Source organism: Stenotrophomonas sp. NPDC077420, assembly GCF_044543385.1.
Classification (GTDB): domain Bacteria; phylum Pseudomonadota; class Gammaproteobacteria; order Xanthomonadales; family Xanthomonadaceae; genus Stenotrophomonas.
In genome coordinates, this window is the sequence record NZ_JBITVZ010000007.1 from 104,445 (window position 1) to 124,434 (window position 19,990).

The 19,990-nt window shown below is 68.1% G+C and carries 20 protein-coding genes; 16 read left to right on the forward strand and 4 right to left on the reverse strand.

The window, feature by feature from the left end; genetic code table 11:
- Positions 1 to 88: 88 nt before the first annotated feature.
- Positions 89 to 790, reverse strand: a complete 702-nt coding sequence (locus ACIGII_RS09210; protein ID WP_399657499.1) for an FKBP-type peptidyl-prolyl cis-trans isomerase N-terminal domain-containing protein — start codon at positions 788 to 790, stop codon at positions 89 to 91.
- A gap of 236 nt (positions 791 to 1,026) precedes the next feature.
- On the opposite strand from ACIGII_RS09210, the gene ACIGII_RS09215 reads away from it, so the two are divergent.
- From ACIGII_RS09215 to rnt, 16 genes are all read left to right on the forward strand, one after another.
- Positions 1,027 to 1,398, forward strand: coding sequence for a hypothetical protein (locus ACIGII_RS09215; RefSeq protein ID WP_399637108.1), 372 nt, complete (start codon positions 1,027 to 1,029; stop codon positions 1,396 to 1,398).
- Entirely contained in the window at positions 1,398 to 2,072 is a 675-nt protein-coding gene (gene nth, locus ACIGII_RS09220) for an endonuclease III (protein WP_399636954.1), read from the forward strand. Before ACIGII_RS09215 ends, nth begins: the two co-directional genes overlap by 1 nt.
- Positions 2,073 to 2,253: 181 nt before the next feature.
- Positions 2,254 to 3,465 (forward strand): OprO/OprP family phosphate-selective porin, encoded by a 1,212-nt coding sequence (locus ACIGII_RS09225; protein ID WP_399636956.1) that lies wholly within the window; start codon positions 2,254 to 2,256, stop codon positions 3,463 to 3,465.
- Positions 3,466 to 3,668: 203 nt separating this feature from the next.
- Positions 3,669 to 4,688 (forward strand): phosphate ABC transporter substrate-binding protein PstS, encoded by a 1,020-nt coding sequence (gene pstS, locus ACIGII_RS09230; protein WP_399636958.1) that lies wholly within the window; start codon positions 3,669 to 3,671, stop codon positions 4,686 to 4,688.
- A 657-nt stretch (positions 4,689 to 5,345) separates the two neighbouring features.
- On the forward strand, positions 5,346 to 6,437 hold the full coding sequence (pstS, locus tag ACIGII_RS09235; protein WP_399636960.1) for a phosphate ABC transporter substrate-binding protein PstS: 1,092 nt from the start codon (positions 5,346 to 5,348) through the stop codon (positions 6,435 to 6,437).
- Between the two features lie 109 nt (positions 6,438 to 6,546).
- Positions 6,547 to 7,515: a phosphate ABC transporter permease subunit PstC gene (gene pstC, locus ACIGII_RS09240; RefSeq protein ID WP_399636963.1), complete on the forward strand. Its 969-nt coding sequence runs from the start codon at positions 6,547 to 6,549 to the stop codon at positions 7,513 to 7,515.
- Positions 7,515 to 8,390, forward strand: coding sequence for a phosphate ABC transporter permease PstA (gene pstA, locus ACIGII_RS09245; RefSeq protein WP_399636965.1), 876 nt, complete (start codon positions 7,515 to 7,517; stop codon positions 8,388 to 8,390). Before pstC ends, pstA begins: the two co-directional genes overlap by 1 nt.
- A gap of 19 nt (positions 8,391 to 8,409) precedes the next feature.
- Positions 8,410 to 9,240 carry a phosphate ABC transporter ATP-binding protein PstB gene (gene pstB / locus ACIGII_RS09250; protein ID WP_399637111.1) on the forward strand — a complete coding sequence of 277 codons (831 nt, stop codon included), beginning with the start codon at positions 8,410 to 8,412 and terminating at the stop codon, positions 9,238 to 9,240.
- A 101-nt stretch (positions 9,241 to 9,341) separates the two neighbouring features.
- On the forward strand, positions 9,342 to 10,046 hold the full coding sequence (gene phoU, locus ACIGII_RS09255; RefSeq protein ID WP_399636966.1) for a phosphate signaling complex protein PhoU: 705 nt from the start codon (positions 9,342 to 9,344) through the stop codon (positions 10,044 to 10,046).
- 130 nt (positions 10,047 to 10,176) lie between these two features.
- Complete coding sequence (locus tag ACIGII_RS09260) at positions 10,177 to 10,518, forward strand: RcnB family protein (protein WP_399636968.1); 342 nt, start codon at positions 10,177 to 10,179, stop codon at positions 10,516 to 10,518.
- A gap of 222 nt (positions 10,519 to 10,740) precedes the next feature.
- On the forward strand, positions 10,741 to 11,250 hold the full coding sequence (locus tag ACIGII_RS09265) for an RNA polymerase sigma factor (RefSeq protein ID WP_399636970.1): 510 nt from the start codon (positions 10,741 to 10,743) through the stop codon (positions 11,248 to 11,250).
- 78 nt (positions 11,251 to 11,328) lie between these two features.
- Complete coding sequence (locus ACIGII_RS09270) at positions 11,329 to 11,679, forward strand: hypothetical protein (protein ID WP_399636972.1); 351 nt, start codon at positions 11,329 to 11,331, stop codon at positions 11,677 to 11,679.
- Positions 11,666 to 12,538, forward strand: a complete 873-nt coding sequence (locus ACIGII_RS09275; protein ID WP_399636973.1) for a DUF692 domain-containing protein — start codon at positions 11,666 to 11,668, stop codon at positions 12,536 to 12,538. The genes ACIGII_RS09270 and ACIGII_RS09275 overlap by 14 nt, the downstream gene beginning before the upstream one ends.
- Positions 12,535 to 13,290: a DUF2063 domain-containing protein gene (locus tag ACIGII_RS09280; RefSeq protein WP_399636976.1), complete on the forward strand. Its 756-nt coding sequence runs from the start codon at positions 12,535 to 12,537 to the stop codon at positions 13,288 to 13,290. Before ACIGII_RS09275 ends, ACIGII_RS09280 begins: the two co-directional genes overlap by 4 nt.
- Before the next feature lie 78 nt (positions 13,291 to 13,368).
- On the forward strand, positions 13,369 to 14,034 hold the full coding sequence (locus ACIGII_RS09285; protein WP_399636978.1) for a DoxX family protein: 666 nt from the start codon (positions 13,369 to 13,371) through the stop codon (positions 14,032 to 14,034).
- 81 nt (positions 14,035 to 14,115) lie between these two features.
- Complete coding sequence (gene rnt, locus ACIGII_RS09290; RefSeq protein ID WP_399637112.1) at positions 14,116 to 14,703, forward strand: ribonuclease T; 588 nt, start codon at positions 14,116 to 14,118, stop codon at positions 14,701 to 14,703.
- Here the strand turns inward: rnt and ACIGII_RS09295 are convergent, their stop codons facing one another.
- From ACIGII_RS09295 to ACIGII_RS09305, 3 genes are all read right to left on the reverse strand, one after another.
- A complete protein-coding gene (locus tag ACIGII_RS09295; protein WP_399636979.1) occupies positions 14,704 to 17,730 on the reverse strand; it encodes a two-component regulator propeller domain-containing protein in 3,027 nt (1,008 codons plus the stop codon).
- Between the two features lie 119 nt (positions 17,731 to 17,849).
- A complete protein-coding gene (locus tag ACIGII_RS09300; protein WP_399636981.1) occupies positions 17,850 to 19,259 on the reverse strand; it encodes an ATP-binding protein in 1,410 nt (469 codons plus the stop codon).
- Positions 19,256 to 19,981 carry a response regulator gene (locus ACIGII_RS09305; RefSeq protein WP_399636983.1) on the reverse strand — a complete coding sequence of 242 codons (726 nt, stop codon included), beginning with the start codon at positions 19,979 to 19,981 and terminating at the stop codon, positions 19,256 to 19,258. Before ACIGII_RS09305 ends, ACIGII_RS09300 begins: the two co-directional genes overlap by 4 nt.
- Positions 19,982 to 19,990 lie beyond the last annotated feature (9 nt).

The window sequence follows — 19,990 nt, forward strand, 5'->3', positions numbered from 1 at the left end:
GAGTGCACCGGTCAACAGTAGCGCGAATGGCGAAAACAAAAAACGCGCCGATGTTGCCATCGACGCGTTTTGTTGTTTCCAGCCGTTCTTACTTGACGCTGACCAGCTTGATTTCGAACTGCACGGCCACGTTCGGCGGGAACGGGGTGCGCGGGTCGGCACCGTAGGCCTGTTCCGGCGGCAGGGTGACTTCCCACTTCGAACCGGCCGGCATCTGCAGCAGCACTTCGCGCATGGCCTTCATTTCGACTTCGCTGACCTTGATCGACGGAATCTGCTGGGCCGGACGCGCTTCGGCCGGACGCTGGCCGTACGGGTACGGACCGGCCACTTCCAGCTGCACGGTGCTGGCCTGGGTCGGCTTGGCGCCCTTGCCGGTTTCGATGATGCGGTACTGCACGCCGCTCGGCAGCGCCTGCACGCCGGCCTTGGCCTTGTTGGCGGTCAGGAACTGGGTGCTCTTGGTCTTGTTTTCGCCGGCGGCCTTTTCATACTCGGCCTTGGCGGTAGCGGCACGACCCTGCTCGCGCTTCTGGAACGCCTCAACGGCCGGCTTGAGCTGCTCGGCGGTGATCGCCGGCTGCTTCTTGGCGTAGGCATCCTGCAGGCCCTTCACCACCGAGTTGATGTCCAGCTGCTCGCCCCGCTGGGTGAGCTCGGCCAGGTTGTTGCCGTAGTCGTAACCGAAGTAATAGCTCAGCTTGCCCTTTTCGGACGAAGTGTCCTGGGCGAAGGCATTGCCCGTCAGGGCCAGGGCCGCGACGGCGACCGCGATAGAACGCAACTTCATCAAACGTTTCTCCAGGGGTGGTAACTCAGGACGCATTGGGCCGCCCTGAGGCGACGGGTTAGGATAGCCGCCGCAACGTTGAACCGCCACTAACGACGGAGGCTTTGACCTGCTTTCGTTTACAGAGTTCAAAATCACTATTTTTTAACGTTTTATCAGGAGTTTCTGCCGTGGCCGACGTGCCCCTGACCGTTGCCGACGATGGTGCCACCGCGGCGCCCGGGGTCAACCGCCCCGTGGTTCAGGGAGGTGACGCCCCCGGGGCCGCGCCGGCGCGCCTGCTGCTGCGGGTACTGGCCGATGATCTGGACGCCGCGCTGGACGCCGGCCTGATGGACTACGTGCCCGCCGCTGGCGACGAGCGGCTGCTGCCCGATTACCCGGACCTCCCCGCCCGCCTGCTGCTGGCCCAGCGGCAGCTGCAACGCGCCTGGGCCGCGCGCGACCGTTACCGCCAGCGCGCGCAACGGCTGGCGCGCCGCGCGGCCGAACGCGAGGCGCGACGCGCACCGCCTGCCCCCACTCCCGATCTGAAGCCGGCCCTGCCGCCTGCGGCCGCCGCCATCCTGGCGCGTGCCAAGGCCAGGGCCGCTGGAAAGCTTCCCTGATGCCCACCGTTGCAAAGGCCGCACCGCGCAGCGCGCGCATGCCCAAGGCCGACGTCGTTGAAATGTTCACCCGCCTGCGCGAACTCAATCCGCACCCGAAGACCGAACTGGAGTACAGCTCGCCGTTCGAACTGCTGGTGGCGGTAGCGCTGTCGGCGCAGGCCACGGACGTGGGCGTCAACAAGGCCACGCGCAGATTGTTCCCGGTCGCCAACACGCCACAGGCGATCCTGGCGCTGGGCGAAGACGGATTGAAGACGTACATCGCCACCATCGGCCTGTTCAACGCCAAGGCGAAGAATGTGATCGCCGCCTGCCGCCTGCTGGTGGAACAGCATGGCGGCGAGGTCCCCCGTGATCGCGCCGCACTCGAAGCCCTGCCCGGGGTCGGTCGCAAGACCGCCAACGTGGTGCTCAACACCGCGTTCGGCGAACCGGTGATGGCCGTGGATACGCACATCTTCCGGGTGGCCAACCGGACCGGGCTGGCCCCGGGCAAGGACGTGCGCGCGGTGGAAGACCTGCTGGTCAAGGTAATTCCGGCCGAGTTCCTGCTCGACGCCCACCACTGGCTGATCCTGCATGGCCGCTATGTGTGCAAGGCGCGCAGACCCGACTGCCCGCAGTGCGTGATCCGCGACCTGTGCCGGTTCAAGCAGAAGACCGCCGCCTGAGCGACGGCGGCGACTGCCATCTGCGCGCAACCGGGCAGTCATCTGTTTCGGGCAGTTTTGGCAACCCCAGCAACTGCTTGCCCCGGGGCCGGGGCTGCTTTGCCTGAAACTGTCATATTTACGCAATCTTCACTAATTAGCCTGCGCAGCATCTTCCCACCTGCCTGCAAGGCTCCTTTCCATGAAACTGCATCGCCAACTCCTCACTGCGGCCGTGGCCGCTGCGCTGTTCGTGCCGGCCGCCCACGCTGAAGTGGCCATCGACGTGATCGGCGGCTCGGAGATCACCTTCGAAGGCCTGGTCCAGGCCGACGGCAACTGGTTCGACAACGATGTGACCGATCTCAACGGTGGCGATGCCGCCAACGGCAAGGACAGCGAATTCGAACTGCGTCGCGCCGAGCTGGTGCTGAAGGGCAAGGGCCCGGGCAACGTGGAATGGGTGGTCGGCTACGACGCCAAGGCCGACAAGTTCCTGGACACCAACGTCAAGTACAAGCTGGCCGGCAACGCCAACCATTTCGTGCAGCTGGGCCAGTTCAAGCAGCCCAACAGCCTGGAAGAGCTGTCCAGCACCAAGAACAACGACTTCATCTCGAAGGCTGCGGTCACCAACACCTACGCCGTGGCCCGCCGCCTCGGTGGCGCCTACAGCGTCGGCGACGCCAACTGGTCGATCACCGCCAGCGCGTTCGGTCGCGAGCTGACCCGCAACCTGGCCCACGGCAGCGGCTACGGCGCGCGTGGCACCTGGGCGCCGATCAACGACAAGGGCCAGGTCCTGCACTTCGGCCTGAGCTACGTCGACTACGACACCGACGCCGATACCCTGCGCGTGCGTGCCCGTCCGAACGCCGACCTGGCCACCGCGCGCCTGGTCGACAGCGGCAACATGACCGACACCGACCGGGTCAAGACCATCGGTGCCGAAGCCATGTACATCGGCGGCCCGTTCAAGGCCCAGGCCGAGTACTACACCAGCGAAGCCAAGCGCATGACGCGCGACAACTACACCAGCGACGGTTTCTATGTCAGCGGGCTGTGGAACATCACCGGCGAGACCTGGGGCTACAAGGGCGGCGTGCCGACCACCGGCCTGCCGGACGAGCCGGGCCGTGGCATGTGGCAGCTGGGCGCGCGCTATGACTCGATGAACCTGGACGATGGCCACCTGCGCGCAAATCCGGTCGCCGGTCGTCCGCCGATCGTGGACGGCGTGCTGGGCGGCAAGATGGATATCTGGACCGTGGGCGTGAACTACTACTGGCGCTCCAACACCAAGTTCGCGCTGAACTACGTGATGGTGGACAGCAAGAAGTACAGCTCGGCCAGCCGCACCTTCGTCAACGACGACCCGAACATCCTGGAAGCGCGCCTGCAGTTCTTCTGGTAAGCCCAGCGTCACGTGTTCGATGGAGAGGGCGCAGCTTGGGCTGCGCCCTTTTCTGTTTCAACGTCATGCGTTGCCTGCGTGGGGGCACTCGCCCTCCATGTCATGCGGTCGTCATATGACAGACGTCGCGCTGTCATTGAACCGTTATGCAATAGGCACCGGGCGGGAAACCCCGCACCTTCATCCATCCCAGGAGCCACCCCGTGATCCACGCCTTCAAGTCGCGCGCCGCAGTAGCCGTCCTCGCCGCGTCGTCCGTGTTCGCCGCCAATGCCGCCGATGTGACCGGCGCGGGCGCCTCGTTCATCTACCCGGTCATGTCCAAGTGGTCGGCCGACTACAACGCCGCCACCGGCAAGAAGGTCAATTACCAGTCGATCGGCTCGGGCGGCGGCATCGCCCAGATCAAGGCCAAGACCGTTGATTTCGGCTCCTCCGACGCCCCGCTGAAGCCGGAAGAACTGGCCTCGGCCGGCCTGGCGCAGTTCCCGTCGGTGATCGGCGGCGTGGTACCGGTGGTCAACGTTCCGGGCATCACCCCGGGGCAGCTGAAGCTGGACGGCCCGACCCTGGCCAGCATCTTCCTGGGCAAGACCAAGGCCTGGAACGACCCGGCGATTGCCGCACTGAACCCGGGCGTCACCCTGCCGAACCAGAAGATCACCATCGTGCACCGTTCGGATGGCTCGGGCACCACCTTCAACTTCGTCAACTACCTGTCCAAGGTCAGCGCGGACTGGAAGAGCAAGGTCGGTGAAGGCACCTCGGTCCAGTGGCCGGCCGGGATCGGCGGCAAGGGCAACGAAGGCGTGGCCGCTTACGTGAAGCAGATCAAGGGCGGCATCGGCTATGTCGAGCTGTCCTACGCGCTGCAGAACAAGCTGGCCTACACCGCGATGAAGAACGCGTCGGGCAAGGTCGTACAGCCGAGCGACGAATCGTTCTCCGCCGCGGCCGCCAGCGCCGACTGGGCCAACGCCAAGGACTTCTACCTGGTCATGACCAATGCGCCGGGTGCCGACGCATGGCCGATCACCGCGACCAACTTCATCCTGGTGCAGAAGCAGCCCAAGAACGCGGCCGGTGCCAAGTCCGCCCAGGAGTTCTTCCGCTGGATCTACAAGAACGGCGACGCCCAGGCCAAGCAGCTGGATTACGTGCCGCTGCCGGACGCGCTGGTCAAGCAGATCGAGACCTACTGGTCGCAGAACCTGAAATATTGATCGAAAGGGTCACGACCAACGGTCGTGACCTACCCGGCAGGTACCGACCGTGGATCGGTTCAACGCGGCATGTCCCCGGTAGGTACCGACCGTTGGTCGGTACGCATTGCAGGCAACGGCGGCGCCAGGTCCTCTCTCCCCCTGGCGTCGCCACCGGCGCGGATCGAAAGGTCCGCGCTTTTTTGCGTAGAAGCGTGGGGTAATGTCTTCGATCGACTGCTTCGCGAGCGTTGAGGGCCCCGCCGCGGCCGGCAGGCCCCTATGCAAATGTCCCCCGGCGGCGGCCTGCGGCCGCCACCTCCTCCTTTACTTTGCCAGGGACCTACCGGCCGCGACGGGGCGCGGCTTGCGGCTGGCAAGGTAAAGCGGATGCCACGGTGCCAATGCCGGTGGGGCGAGTGCGGGGCCGCCATGCCCTTGTGGCGAAGCAAAGGAGGCGGCGGCGGCGCAGGCCGCCGCCGGGGGACATTCGCAGACAAGGGTATGGCGGCCCCGCACTCGCCCCACCGGCAGCCGCTGTACCTCCCCCGCCAGGCCTTGCCCTGCGGGGCTTCAACGTGCCCACGGTCACGGCGTCATCAAGCTGTAACAAAAACATCATTTCATAGCAGCGTCAGCCGGCCAGCCCGGCACCCCATCCCCGCTACGGAGTGACGCATGAAACTGCATTCGGCCGGCTTTGCCGCCCTTTCCCTGGCCATCGCGCTGGGCCTGTCCGCCTGCAAGCCGGCCGCCGAAGGCCAGGCCACGGCACCGGCTGCCGGCGCTCCCCCCGCAACCCCGGCCGCCGGCGACAAGCTGACTGCCGAAATCTCCGGCGCCGGTGCATCGTTCATCTTCCCGCTGGTCTCCAAGTGGTCGGCCGACTACAACGCCGCCACCGGCGCCAAGGTCAACTACCAGTCCATCGGCTCCGGCGGCGGTATCGCCCAGATCAAGGCCGGCACCGTCGACTTCGGTTCCTCCGACAAGCCCCTGTCCAGCGAAGAGCTGGCCCAGGCCGGCCTCGGCCAGTTCCCGTCCGCCATCGGCGGCGTGGTCCCGGTGGTCAACATCGACGGCCTGGACGCCGGCAAGCTGCGCCTGAGCGGCCCCCTGCTGGCCGACATCTTCCTGGGAAAGATCAAGACCTGGAACGACCCGGCGATCGTGGCGGCCAACCCGGGCGTCAAATTGCCCGACGGCAAGATCACCCTGGTCCACCGTTCGGACGGCTCGGGCACCACCTTCAACTTCTCCAACTACCTGTCCAAGGTCAGCCCCGACTGGAAGAGCAAGGTCGGCGAAGGCACCTCGGTGCAGTGGCCGGACGGCGTGGGTGGCAAGGGCAATGAAGGCGTGGCCTCGTACGTGAAGCAGATCAAGGGCTCCATCGGCTACGTCGAACTCGCCTACGCCCTGCAGAACGGCATGCCGTACGCCTCGATGCAGAACGCCGCCGGCAACTGGGTGCAGCCGACCGCCGAAACCTTCGCCGCGGCTGCCGCCAGCGCCGACTGGGCCAGCGCCAAGGACTTCAACCTGGTCATCACCAACGCTCCCGGCGACCAGGCCTGGCCGATCACCGCCACCAACTTCATGCTGATGCACAAGCAGCCCAAGGATGCCCAGCGCAGCAAGGACACCCTGGCGTTCTTCAAGTGGGCCTTCGAAAGCGGCCAGGCCCAGGCCAACGAACTGCACTACGTGCCGCTGCCCGCCGAACTGGTGAAGCAGATCGAAGGCTACTGGACCGCGGAATTCAAATGATCCCGCCCGGACCCGCGCCCTGCGCGGGTCCGGTGTTTCGCATCGTGGCACCGTTCTGCCAGGCATCGCCTGGCACTACCTCACCTCATTTCGGGCCCCAGCCTTTCCCATGAATGCCATCGCCCAGCCTGTACCGGCACCCTCCACGCGCGACCTGCGTGATGCACGCAACGACAAACTGTTCCGGGGGGTGCTGATCGCCACCGTGGTCCTGGTGCTGGTCGCCCTGGCCTGCGCCGCGCTCTCGATGCTCTGGGGCGGCCGCCATGCCCTGCAGGAACAGGGCCTGAGCTTCTTCTACTCCTCCGACTGGAATCCCGTCGAAAACAAGTTCGGGGCGCTGGCCCCGATCTACGGCACCCTGGTCACCGCGCTGATCGCGATGGTCATCGCCGTCCCGGTGAGCTTCGGCATCGCCTTCTTCCTGACCGAAGTGGCCCCGCGCTGGATGCGTGGCCCGGTCGGCACCGCCATCGAACTGCTGGCCGGCATCCCCTCGATCATCTACGGCATGTGGGGCCTGTTCGTGCTGGTGCCGGTGATGACCGAGTACGTCACCCCGACCCTCAACGAAACCCTGGGCGAATGGCCGATCATCGGCCCGCTGTTCCAGGGCCCGCCGCTGGGCATCGGCGTGCTCACCGCCGGCTTCGTGCTGGCGATCATGGTCATTCCGTTCATCTCCTCGGTGATGCGCGAAGTGTTCCTGACCGTGCCGACCCGCCTGAAGGAATCGGCCTACGCGCTGGGCTCCACCAAGTGGGAAGTGAGCTGGGACATCGTGCTGCCCTACACCCGCTCGGCGGTGATCGGCGGCATCTTCCTGGGCCTGGGCCGCGCGCTGGGTGAAACCATGGCGGTGGCCTTCGTGATCGGCAACAGCGTGCGCCTGTCCCCCTCCCTGCTGGAGCCCGGTACCACCATCGCCGCGCTGATCGCCAACGACTTCGGCGAAGCCACCGAAACCTACCGTTCGGCCCTGCTGCTGCTCGGCTTCGTGCTGTTCATCGTGACCTTCGTGGTGCTGGCGATCGCCCGCCTGATGCTGATGCGCCTGGCCCGCAAGGAGGGCAACTGATGTCCACTGTCGCCACCACCGCCGCACAGCCGCTGTACCTGCGCCGCCGCATCGTCAACATCGTCGCCCTGCTGCTGTCCTGCCTGACCGCGCTGTTCGGCCTGTTCTTCCTGGGCTGGATCCTGTTCACCCTCGCCTCCAAGGGCCTGGCCGGGATCAACCTGGACCTGTTCACCAAGATGACGCCGCCGCCCATGCAGGAAGGCGGCCTGGCCAATGCCTTCTTCGGCAGCGCGGTGATGTGTGCGCTGGCCATCGCCATCGGCACGCCGCTGGGCGTGCTGGCCGGCACCTGGCTGGCCGAGTACGGCAACTTCCGCACCGCCGGCACGGTGGTGCGTTTCGTCAACGACATCCTGCTGTCGGCACCGTCCATCGTGCTGGGCCTGTTCGTCTACACCCTCTACGTGATGCAGACCGGCGGACAGTTCTCGGCCTTCGCCGGCGCGCTGTCGCTGGCCTTCATCGTGCTGCCGGTGGTGGTGCGCACCACCGACGAGATGCTGCGCCTGGTGCCCTCGCAGATGCGCGAAGCCGCGCTTTCGCTCGGCATCCCGCAGTGGAAGGTCACCGTGCAGGTGCTCTACCGCAGCGCGGCCGCCGGCATCGTCACCGGCATCCTGCTGGCCCTGGCGCGCATCTCCGGCGAAACCGCGCCGCTGCTGTTCACCGCCTTTGGCAACCAGTACTGGAACAGCAACGTGTTCCAGCCGATGGCCAGCGTGCCGGTAGTGATGAACCAGTTCGCCGGCAGCCCGTACGAATCCTGGCAGACCCTGGCCTGGGCTGGCGCCCTGGTGCTGACCCTGTTCGTGCTGCTGGTAAGCCTTTCGGCGCGCGGCATCCTGCTGCGCAACCGTATCTCCCATGACTGACCTTTCCGCGGACACCGCCATGAACGATCTTTCCAATGCCGTGCCGATGCAGCGCATCGCGGTGCCGGCCTCGCACGCGTCGCTGGGCAACCCGGCGCCGGTCAAGCTGGCCGCGCGCGGGCTGGATTTCTACTACGACAAGTTCCATGCGCTGAAGAACATCAGCCTGGAGGTACCGGAAAAGCGCGTCACCGCGCTGATCGGTCCGTCCGGTTGCGGCAAGTCCACCCTGCTGCGCATCTTCAACCGCATCTACGCGCTGTACCCGAAGCTGGAAGCCAAGGGCGAGGTGCTGCTGGACGGCGAAAACATCCTCTCGCCCAAGTACCCGATGAACCGCCTGCGCAGCAAAGTGGGCATGGTCTTCCAGAAGCCGGTGCCCTTCCCGATGACCATCTTCGAGAACGTCGCCTACGGCATCCGCCATCACGAGAAGCTGTCCAAGGCGGACATGAACGACCGCGTCGAACATGCCCTTCGCCAGGGTGCGCTGTGGGATGAGGTCAAGGACAAGCTCAACCAGAGCGCGCTGGGCCTGTCCGGTGGCCAGCAGCAGCGCCTGTGCATCGCCCGCGCCGTGGCCCTGCGCCCGGACGTGCTGCTGCTCGACGAGCCCACCTCGGCGCTGGACCCGATCTCCACCAGCCGCATCGAGCAGCTGGTCGAAGAGCTCAAGCACGACTACACCATCGTCATCGTGACCCACAACATGCAGCAGGCCGCGCGCGTGTCCGACTACACCGCCTTCATGTACCTGGGCGACCTGATCGAACACGACCGCACCGAAGTGATCTTCTCGCAGCCGAACAAGCAGCAGACCGAGGATTACATCACCGGGCGGTTCGGGTAAGTCGTTCTCCCTGTCGTCTTCGCCAGACGTTCCAGCCAGGCAGGGCCTGGCTCTACCGCAGATCAACCAGCCGGGCAGTGTCCGGTTTTACGGGAACCAACATGAATAGTCCGAACGACCACATCGTCAAGAGCTACGACGAAGAACAGCAGCGGCTGGTGGCCGAGATCGTGCGCATGGGCGAGATGGCCGTGGCGCAGCTGGAAGCGGCGCTGGACGTGATCGAGCGCCGCGACGACAGCGCCGCCCAGCGCATCATCGCCAACGACGAAGCCATCGACAGCCTGGAACAGCAGATCAGCCATGACGTGATGCGCCTGGCGCTGCGCGGCCCGATGGCGCGCGACCTGCGCGAGATCCTGGCCGGCCTGCGCATCCCCGCCGACATCGAACGCATCGGCGACTACGCGGCCAATGTCGCCAAACGCTCGATCGCGCTGAGCAAGGTGCCGCCGCTGCCGCAGATCGAGGGCCTGCGTTCGCTGGGCCGGCTCGCCGCACAGCAGGTCCGCCGCGCGATCGACGCCTACCGCGACAACGATGCCGACGCCGCGCTGGCCCTGCGTGACGACGACGCCCGCCTGGACGCGCAGTACACCGCGCTGTTCCGCGAGCTGCTGACCTACATGATGGAAGACCCGCGCAACATCACCCCGTGCACCCACCTGCTGTTCATGGCCAAGAACCTGGAGCGGGTCGGCGACCACGCCACCAACATCGCCGAGAACGTGTGGTTCCTGGTGCATGGCGAGCAGGCCCTGCCGCCGCGCGAGAAGCGCGACGAAACCAGCACCGAACCGCTGTAAGCGCGCTGCCGCCCGTGTTACATGCCGTTACAGGCCGATACCCCGTATCGGCCTTTTTTAATTGCCTATTCAGCAAAAAAATCCCACTCTGGACCTGCGTTCCACCCCACCGCTCCAGAGGGTCCAGACCATGAAACGTCTCATTGCCGCCACGCTGTCGTTGACCCTGCTCGCCGCCACCGGTTCGGCGTTCGCCGCCCCGCCCCGCCATGATGACCGCGACCATCGCGACCGCCATGACCAGCGCGACGACCGCAGCCACGGCCCATCGCGCGGACATGACCGCCATGATCCGCCCCGTCGTGGCGGTCACCTCGCCAGCGATCACCGCGGCGCCTACGTGAGCGACTACAGGCGCCACGGCCTGCATGCGCCCAAGCGCGGCCAGCAGTGGCGCAAGGTCGACGACCGCTATGTGCTGATCGCCGTGGCCACCGGCCTCATCGCCGACGTGGTCCTCGACGGACGCTGATCCCAAGCGTCATGCAGCAGCCTTCGGCGCGCCGGGACCTCCCGGCGCGTCTGCGTTTCCGGGCAGGCCAATCAGGGACGAGGGGTGTCGCCACCATCCGCTCATGTCGCAGACGCACCGGTTGCCATGAATCGTACCTGTCTCGACCGGGCACGGCGCGCATCCATTGCGCCCTGGATGCGCTCTTATCCTGTGCCACGTTGAACAGGATCGCCGCCCGCCATGCAGAGCCTCTGCCAGACCGAACTTGCCGCTGCCCATGGCGGCGACCGCGCCGCGCTGGACCGCGTGCTGCGGCATTCGCGCCAGCATCTGCGTCGCTACGCCGAATACCATTGCGTCATCAACGACGTCGAGGATGCCGTGCAGGAAAGCCTGATCACGGTATCGCGCCGCCTGTGCGACCTGCGCCTGGTGGAGTGCTTCACCTCGTGGGCATTCCGCATCGTCAAGCGCGAGTGCAACCGGCTCAAGCGCGCACGTTGCCAGTGGCGGCTTGAAGAGCTGCGCGAAGAAATCCTGCCGCCGGCCGAGCGCGACAACCTGGAGCTGCGCCGGGACTGCGCCGCCGCGCTGGAGTCCCTGCCCGCGCATTACCGCGAAGTGATCCTGCTGCGCGACCTGGAGGGGCTGTCGATCGCCGAACTGGCCGCGCAGCTGTCCACCACTCCCGAAACCATCAAGGCCCGGCTGCACCGTGCCCGCGTCATGGCGCGCGAATACCTGTCCTGATGTTCCCCGCGTGCCGGCATTCCGGCATGCTTCCCCCGCACCACCCTGCCCAGAACGGGCATTACAAGGAGCTTCCGCATGACCCTGTCCACCAAACACGCCTCCCTGCTGGCCTGCGCCGCGCTCGCCGGTGGCCTTGGCCTGGCCGGCACCGCCTCGGCGCTGTCGATGACCGACCTGGCCCAAGGCTACGCGCTGGCGGCCCAGGCCGCCCCCAAGGCCGGCGCCAAGGCTGCCGAAGGCAAATGCGGTGAAGGCAAGTGCGGCGCCGACAAGGCCAAGCCGCACGCTGCCGACAAGAAGACCGCCGAAGGCAAGTGTGGCGAAGGCAAGTGCGGCGCCGACAAGACCAAGGCCACCCCCGCGCCTGCCGCGAAGAAGACCGCCGAAGGCAAGTGCGGCGAAGGCAAGTGCGGTGCCGGGCACTGATCCCCGCGTCGCCACCCGTTCGGCCACCCCACCGTCGTTGCCTGCAACGGCGGTGGGGCTGGGGCTGCGCCGCGCCCTGCTCGACGACCTGGAACAGGCGCCGCCCGGGGACATCGATTTCCTGGAATGCGCGCCGGAAAACTGGATCGGGCTTGGCGGCGTGCCGGGCGAGCGCCTGCAGGCGCTCAGCGCGCGCTATCCACTGACCTGCCATGGCCTGTCGCTGTCACTGGGCGGGACCGCGCCGCTGGACATGGCCTTCGTCGACCGGGTCGGCCGCTTCCTGGACGCGCACCAGGTCAGCCTGTACAGCGAGCACCTCAGCTACTGCAGCGACGACGGCCACCTCTACGACCTGTTGCCGCTGCCGTTCACCGAAGAAGCGGTGCACCACACGGCCGCCCGCATCGCCCGCGTGCAGGACCGGCTGGGCCGTCGCATCGCGGTGGAGAACGTCTCCACCTACCTTACCCCGCATGCGGCGATGACCGAGCTGGAGTTCACCCGGGCGGTGCTGGAGGAAGCCGACTGCGACCTGCTGCTGGATGTGAACAATGTCTACGTCAATGCCATCAACCATCGCTTCGATCCCGCCGCGTTCATCGATGGACTGCCTGCCGCACGCGTGGCGTGCCTGCATGTGGCCGGGCACTACGACGAGGCAGACGATCTGAAGATCGACACCCACGGCAGCGCGGTCGTCGACCCGGTGTGGACGCTGCTGGCGCAGGCACGCGACCGCTTCGGTCCGCGCCCGGCGCTGCTGGAACGCGACTTCAATTTTCCCGCGTACGCGGACCTGCGCGATGAACTGCAGCGGATGCGGCGCATCCTGGCCGGCCAGGAGCCGCGGGCATGAGCGGGCAGCTGCGCGAGCAGCAGTGGGCGCTGACCCGCCACCTGCGCGACCCGGAACGGCAGGCGGCGCCCGAAGGTGCCCCGCAACGCCGCCTGCAGATCTACCGCGACCTGCTGTTCAACAACCTGCAGTCGCTGCTGGCCGGCAGCTTCCCCGTCGTGCTGCAGGTGCTGGACGACGCCGAATGGACGGCGCTGTGCAGGCGTTATTTCATCGAGCACCGCTGCGTGTCGCCGCTGTTCACCGAGGTGGCCGGCGAATTCGTCCAGTGGCTGCAGGAACAGGCGGTGCTGCCGCGGCCATTCCTGGCCGAACTGGCGCATTACGAATGGGTGGAACTGGCGCTGCAGTGCAGTGATGACCCGCCACTGCCGGCGCCTGCAGCGGCGTTTGATCCGTGGCAGGTGCCACTGCAGCGTTCGGCGCTGGCCTGGCCCTTGCTGTACCAATGGCCGGTGCCGCAGATCGGTGCCGCATTCCAGCCCGGTACCCCACCGCCCGCGCCCACCTGCCTGCTGGCACGGCGGGACGCGGCAGGCAGCATCGTGTTTTCGCAACTCAGCGCGCTGGCCTGGGCGCTGCTGGTGCAGATGGAAGCCGCGCCCGCACGCACCGGCGCGGCCCATCTGCAGCAGTTGGCGCAGACCCATGGGCTGGACACGGCGGCGCTTGAACACTCCGGGCGTGCGCTGCTGGCGCAGTTGCAGGCCACGGCGGTGATCGGCCCGGCCGCGTTCCCCACCGCCGACTGAACCGCGTGGCCCGCACGCGCATCCGCTGCCGCGTGCGCGCCCTCTTTTCCGCATCGACCTTGTCTGCGGAGTTTCCCCATGCACCTGCCCTTCCCTGCTCCCGCCCTGCGTGCCCGCCTCGACGGCCTCGGCGCCTGGCTGGCCCCGCTCGGCCTGCGCCTGCTGCTGGCCTGGGAATACATCGAATCCGGCCGCGAAAAATGGCGCGGCACGAACTGGTTCGACAGCATCCAGGGCGATTTCCCGCTGCCGCTGCGCTGGTTGCCTTCCGCGCTGAACTGGCACGCCGCGACCTGGCTGGAACTGCTGGGCGGGGCCTGCCTGCTGCTGGGCCTGGCCACCCGTGCCAGCGCCGCGCTGCTGATCGCGTTGACCGTGGTGGCCACCGCCGCGGTGCACTGGCCGGCGCAGTGGAGCTCGCTGGCCACGCTGGCCGAGGGCTATGCGATCAGCGACCAGGGTCACGGCAACTACAAGCTGCCGCTGCTGTTCATCGCGATGCTGGTGCCGCTGCTGCTGCAGGGGGCCGGTCGCCTGAGCGTGGATGCCTGGTTGCGCCGGCGGCGGCCCGCGGCGGCCGCGCACGCCGACGCGACCGCGTGGGGCGGGCTGGCGCTGGCAGCGGCGTTGCCGGTGGGCTGGCTGCTGCCCGGGCCGGCACTGCTGATGGCCGTCGTGGGCGTGGCCCTGCTGGCCCTGGCAGCCTGGCAGCGCCGCCACGGGGTGGACGAACCGCTCTGCTAAACTGCGTCGATGACTGATGACCTCCCCCAGGCCGCCGCCCCCGCGGCCGCTGAAGACGTGCCCTCTGCCGCACAGCGCATGATGGCGACCCGCTTCCGTGGCTTCCTGCCGGTGGTGGTGGACGTGGAAACCGGCGGCTTCGACTGCAACCGCAACGCGTTGCTGGAGATCGCCGCGGTGCCGATCGAAATGGACGACAGCGGCCTGCTCTACCCCGGGCAGACCGCCAGTGCGCACGTGATTCCGGCCGAAGGCCTGGAGATCGATCCGAAGTCGCTGGAAATCACCGGCATCATCCTCGACCACCCGTTCCGGCTGGCCAAGAGCGAGAAGGATGCGCTGGACCACATCTTCGCGCCGGTGCGCGCGGCGATGAAGAAGTACGGCTGCCAGCGCGCGATCCTGGTCGGGCACAACGCGCACTTCGACCTGGGCTTCGTCAACGCGGCGGTGAACCGGGTCGGGCACAAGCGCAATCCGTTCCATCCCTTCAGCGTGTTCGACACGGTGACCATGGCCGGTATCGCCTACGGGCAGACCGTGCTGGCGCGTGCGGCTGCCGCGGCCGGCCTGGGGTGGGACGCGGAGGAAGCGCACAGCGCGGTGTATGACACCGAGCAGACCGCGAAACTGTTCTGCACCATCGCCAACGCCTGGCCACGTCCCTGATCAACCGATCGCGGTGCGGTCGCGGCCTTCGCTCTTGGCCCGGTACAGCGCGCGGTCGGCGCGCTGGTAAAGCAGCATCGGGGTGCGGTCGGCCGCATCCAGTTCGACCAGGCCGGCGCTGAAGGTCACCTGCAGGCCGGGGACGCCGGCCCAGTCCGGATGGTCATGGAACAACCCGCGCAGGCGCGCGCAGACCTGCGCGGCTTCGGCCAGGCGGGTGTCATTGAGCAGCAGGGTGAATTCCTCGCCGCCGGTACGCGCCGGCATGTCCGAATCGCGGCAGGCCGAGGCGATCACCCGCGCCACTTCCACCAGCACCACATCGCCCACGCTGTGGCTGTGGCGGTCGTTCACTTCCTTGAAGTGGTCGATGTCCAGCACCACCAGGCACAGCGGGTGGCCACTGCGCTGGGAACGGGCGAAGTCGCGCGCCAGCGCCTCGTCGAACGCACGGCGGTTGGGCAGGCCGGTCAAGGCGTCTTCGCGCGCCTGCCGTTCGAACTGCTCGGCCTGCACCGCCAGGCGCTCGGCCAGCTGGGTCTTCTCTTCGTTCAACGCCTGCAGGCTGGCGGTCTGTGCCTGCAGGTCGCGGGTGGCCGCATCGACCCGGCGCGCCAGGCGCACGTTGCTGGCCTTGTAGCGGTCGATCAGGTAGCGGTACAGCGCCACCAGCCCGGCCAGCAGCAGCAGGCCGCCGATGAACTGCACGCTGCGGCGCTGCCACAGGAACGGCTCCACGGTGAACGACCAGGTGGCTTCACTGCCACTCCAGTTGCCGCCGGGGTGCGCGGCTGCCACGTGCAGGGTGTACTGACCCGGGGGCAGGCCGATGAATTCGACGTTGCGCTGCTGGCCGCGCTCGATCCAGCTGGCGTCCAGCCCATCCAGGCGGGTGCGGTAGCGGATCCGCTCGGACATCAGGTAGCTCAGCCCCACGTAGCTGATGGTGAGGCGACGTCCGCCCGGCACGGCGTGGCGCCCATTTCCCTGCCAGTGCACCGGCACGCCGTCCACCAGCACGTTCTCGATCGCCGCCGGCGGCGCAAGCCGCTCGCGGAACCGCTGCAGGCGCAGCGGATCCACCGTGCTCAGCCCGCCGGCAGTGACCACCCAGAAGGTGCCGTCCTGGCGCAGGATCGCCGACGGGCCGGAACTGCCGTTGGCCTGGGAATTGGCCATGCCGTCGATCTCGTTGTACTGGTCGACCTCGATGCGGCGCCTGCGCCCGTCAGCCACGTCGTTGAGCAGCGCCATGTCGGTGCGCAGGACGCCACGGTTGGAGCTGATCCAGACATTGCCGATGCGGTCGGGCACCAGCTGGAACACGGTATCCACCGGCATGCCCTGCTCCAGCCCCACCCGCGCCAGGCTGCCGGCACGGTAGCGGTACAGGCCACGGTCGCTGCTGATCCACATCGCATCGCCGATATGCTGGAAGCCGAACACGCTGCGCCCCCCGCCCAGCGGGGCCAGGTCGACGCTCTCCACCCGGTCGCCGCGCAGCACGCGGATGCCCTCGATGGTGCCGATCCACAGGTCGCCGGCCTCATCGTGCGCCAGCGCGGTGATCAGGCTGTCCGGCAATCCCGGCACATCCGGCACCGTCACCCCCTGCGCGTCGAGCCGGGCCACGCCTTTCTGGGTGCCGGCCCACACCGCGCCGTCGCGGTCCACGCTCATCGCGCGGATGTTGCCGCCCGGCAGGCCGTCCTCGGCGCCATAGCGGCGCAGCATGCGGCCCTGGGCGTCCAGGCGCAGGATGCCGTCGCCGAAGGTGCCCACCCACAGGCCATCGGCGTGGTCCTGGGCCAGGCTCAGCACCGACGGCGTCTTGCCACCGCTGTTGCGCAGGGGGACCGGGTGGAAGTGGCCCTCGCTGTCGCGCCGGTCCAGCCCGCTGGCACTGCCTACCCAGAGCTGCCGGCTGCGGTCTTCCAGCACGGTACGCACGTAGTCGCCGCTGAGCCCGTCGCGCTCGGTGAAACTGCTGAACAGCGTTTCGCGCAGCCGGTACAGGCCGCCATTGGCGCCGACCCAGATGCTGCCTTCGGCATCCTCGCGCAGGCTGACCACACGCCCACCCGGCAGCGACAGGCCGGCAGGCAGGCGTTCCAGGCCATGCCGCGACAGCCGCAGCAGGCCCTGGCTTTCGGTCCCCAGCCACAGGTCGCCGTGGCGGTCCTGCAGCATCGAGGTGATATGCATGCCGGTGGCCAGGCGCTGCTGCAGCTGCGGGGCGCCGTCCTGCATGCGATAGATGCGTTCGCCGGCGACGATCCACAACACCCCGTCCGGCGCGCGGTACGGCCAGACCAGGCCGCGGCCCAGGCCCCAGCTTTCCGGCGCGCGACGCAGCACGCCGTCGGCGCCCCGCACCACCAGGCCATTCAAGGTGCCGACCCAGACCCGATCCTGCGCATCGACCACCAGCTTGGTGAAACTCATCGCCATCGGCACATCCGGTGGCGTCGGCTGGTAGGCGAACTGGCCGTCACGGGTCAGGCTGCCGATGCCGCTGCCCTCATAGAGCAGCCAGAGCCGGCCGTGGCTGTCCATCTGCATGGCCTGGATCAGCACCTGCGGCGCCGGCGGCGCATGCGGGAACACCTGCCAGCGCCCGTCTGCACTGCGGCGCGTGACGTTGCCGCGCGAGTCACTGATCCACAGGCCGCCGTCGCGGTCCACGAACAAGGCGCCCACGCCGTTGTCGCGCAGGCCCGGTCGGGTGCTGCGGTCGAACACGGTGAAATCCAGGCCGTTGTAGCGCACCAGCCCTTCCCAGGTGGCGAACCACAGGTGTCCTTCCGGGGTCTGGGCGATGTCACGCAGCGAGTTGTGTGGCAGGCCGTTGCGCGAGGTCCACACGTCGATCGCGTAGTCGCGCAGCGGCGGCGGGCCGTCCTGCGCGGCGGCCGCGCCGGGCAGCCCGGCGCACAGGCACAGCAACAGCAGCGCCAGGCACAGGCGCTGAACGGTCACTGCTGCTTGTACCGGCCGCCACCGGGTCCAGTCTCCCCCTTGCCTCATCCGCGAGGATCCGACAGGGAGCTGGAAAGGAAGCCGGCCAGATCGGGCGCACTCATGCGGCAAACGCTGGCGGGGGATGCCCATAGTAGGCAAATCCGCGCGGCTTTGCCCGTGCCGGCTCACCCGGTGCGGTGGGCCGCCGGGCGTGGCGGTGCCGGCCAGTGCACGATCGCCTCCAGCCCGCCCTGCGGATGGTTGCGCAGGTGCAGGGTGGCGCCGTCCTTTTCCGCCAGCGCGCGGGCGATGGTCAGGCCCAGCCCGGCCCCGCCGGTGGCGCGCGAGCGCGAGGTTTCCAGGCGCACGAACGGATCGAACACGGTTTCCAGTTCGTCCTCGGCCAGGCCGGGGCCCTGGTCGCGCACGCGCACGCGTACGCCGTCGCTGCCCTGCTCGACCCGGACCTCGGCGGTGCCGCCGTAGCTGATGGCATTGTCCACCAGGTTCGAGAACAACCGGTGCATGGCCAGCGGGCGCAGCATCAGCACCGCACCGCTGCCCTGCGCGAAGCGGGCCTCGGCGCCCGCCTCCAGCGCGTCCTCGACGATGCTCTCCAGCAGCGAGTCCAGGTCCAGCGCCGCGCGCGGTTCGGCACTTTCCGCGCTGCGCGCCAGCTCCAAGCCCTCGCGGATCAGCGCCTGCATCGCGCCCAGGTCGCCGATCAGGCGCTCGCGCAGCGCTTCATCGCTGACGTTCTCCAGGCGCAGGCGCAGCCGGGTCACCGGTGTCTGCAGGTCATGGGTGATCGCCGCCAGCATCTGGGTGCGCTCGCCCAGGGTGCGCTGCAGGCGCTTCTGCATGGCATTGAAGGCTTCGGCCGCACGCCGCACCTCCAGCGGCCCGGTCACCGGCAGCGGCTCGCGCTGCAGGTCGTCGCCCAGCTCGGCCGCGGCCGACGCCAACCGCTGCAGCGGCGCACTGGCCATGCGCGCGACCAGGTAGGCGAGCGCGCCGATCGCCAGCACCAGCAGGGTCAGGAACAGCGGGTCGACCGCCAGGATGCCGTTGTGGGCGATGGCCGGCGATTCCAGCGCCAGCGACAGCACGGTGCCGTCGCTGAGCGGCACCTGCACCGCCCGGCACTTGGGCGGAATGAAGGCCGGGTCGCGCTCGTGCGGCGGGCGGCGCCGCTCCTGCGGCGGCGGCGGCGGCAGCAGTTCCTGGGCCTTGGCCAGGCACGAACGGAACGAGGTGAAATGGACCGTGGCGTGGGCGACCGGGCCCTGGCGGTCGTCCAGCACCGCCATCATCGCAGCGTCCTCGCGACCCAGCCGCGCGCCCGCGGGCAGGCTGCGCACGGCCGGCCCGCCCACCATCAGCAGCCGGTCGCGCAGCTCCGGGTTGCCATCGAGCATGTTGACGAAGCCCTGCAGGCGATCGGCGATGCGATTGAGGTTCTGGCGTTCGAATTCCTGCTGGCGCTTGGCGCCGGCCAGCATGGTGGCGCCGATGGCCGCCACGCTCATGCCCAGCAGCAGGATCACGAACAGGCGCCCGACCATCGAGGCGAAGAACCGGCGCAGCCGCATCATTCCAGGGTGACCGCGGTGGCCAGCACGTAGCCTTCATTGCGCACGGTCTTGATCAGTCCGTCGCTGCCGCCATCGTCGGCCAGCTTGTTGCGCAGGCGGCTGACCTGCAGGTCGATCGCGCGATCCTGCGATTCGTAGCTGCGGCCGCTGCTGAGCGAGACCAGCTGCTCGCGCGACAGCACTTTGTTGGCATGCCCGACGAACACCCGCAGCAGGCGGAATTCCGCGCCGGACAACACGACCACGCGCCCGTTGGGGTCGACCAGGTGACGGTGTTCCAGGTCGAAGACCCACTGTGAGAAGCGCGCGCGGCGGATCGCCAGCGGCTCCAGGTTGGCCGGCAGTGCCTCGGTCCGGCGCAGCACGTTGCGGATGCGGGCGAGCAGCTCACGCGGTTCGAACGGCTTGCCCAGGTAGTCGTCCGCGCCCATCTCCAGGCCCAGCACGCGGTCGATCGGCTCGCTGCGCGCGGTCAGCATGATCACCGGCGTGCTGGAGCGCGCGCGCAGGTCGCGGCACAGGGTGAGCCCGTCTTCGCGCGGCAGGTTGAGGTCGAGCACGATCAGGTCCACGTGCTCGCGGTCCAGCACCTGGCGCATGCCCTGTCCATCGCTGGCGGTGCTCACCTGGTAACCGGCGCGGCCGAGCTGCTCGGCCAGCAGCTGGCGGATGTCATTGTCGTCGTCGACGATCAGCAGGCGTTGCATCGTTGTGGTCTCCATGCGGCGATG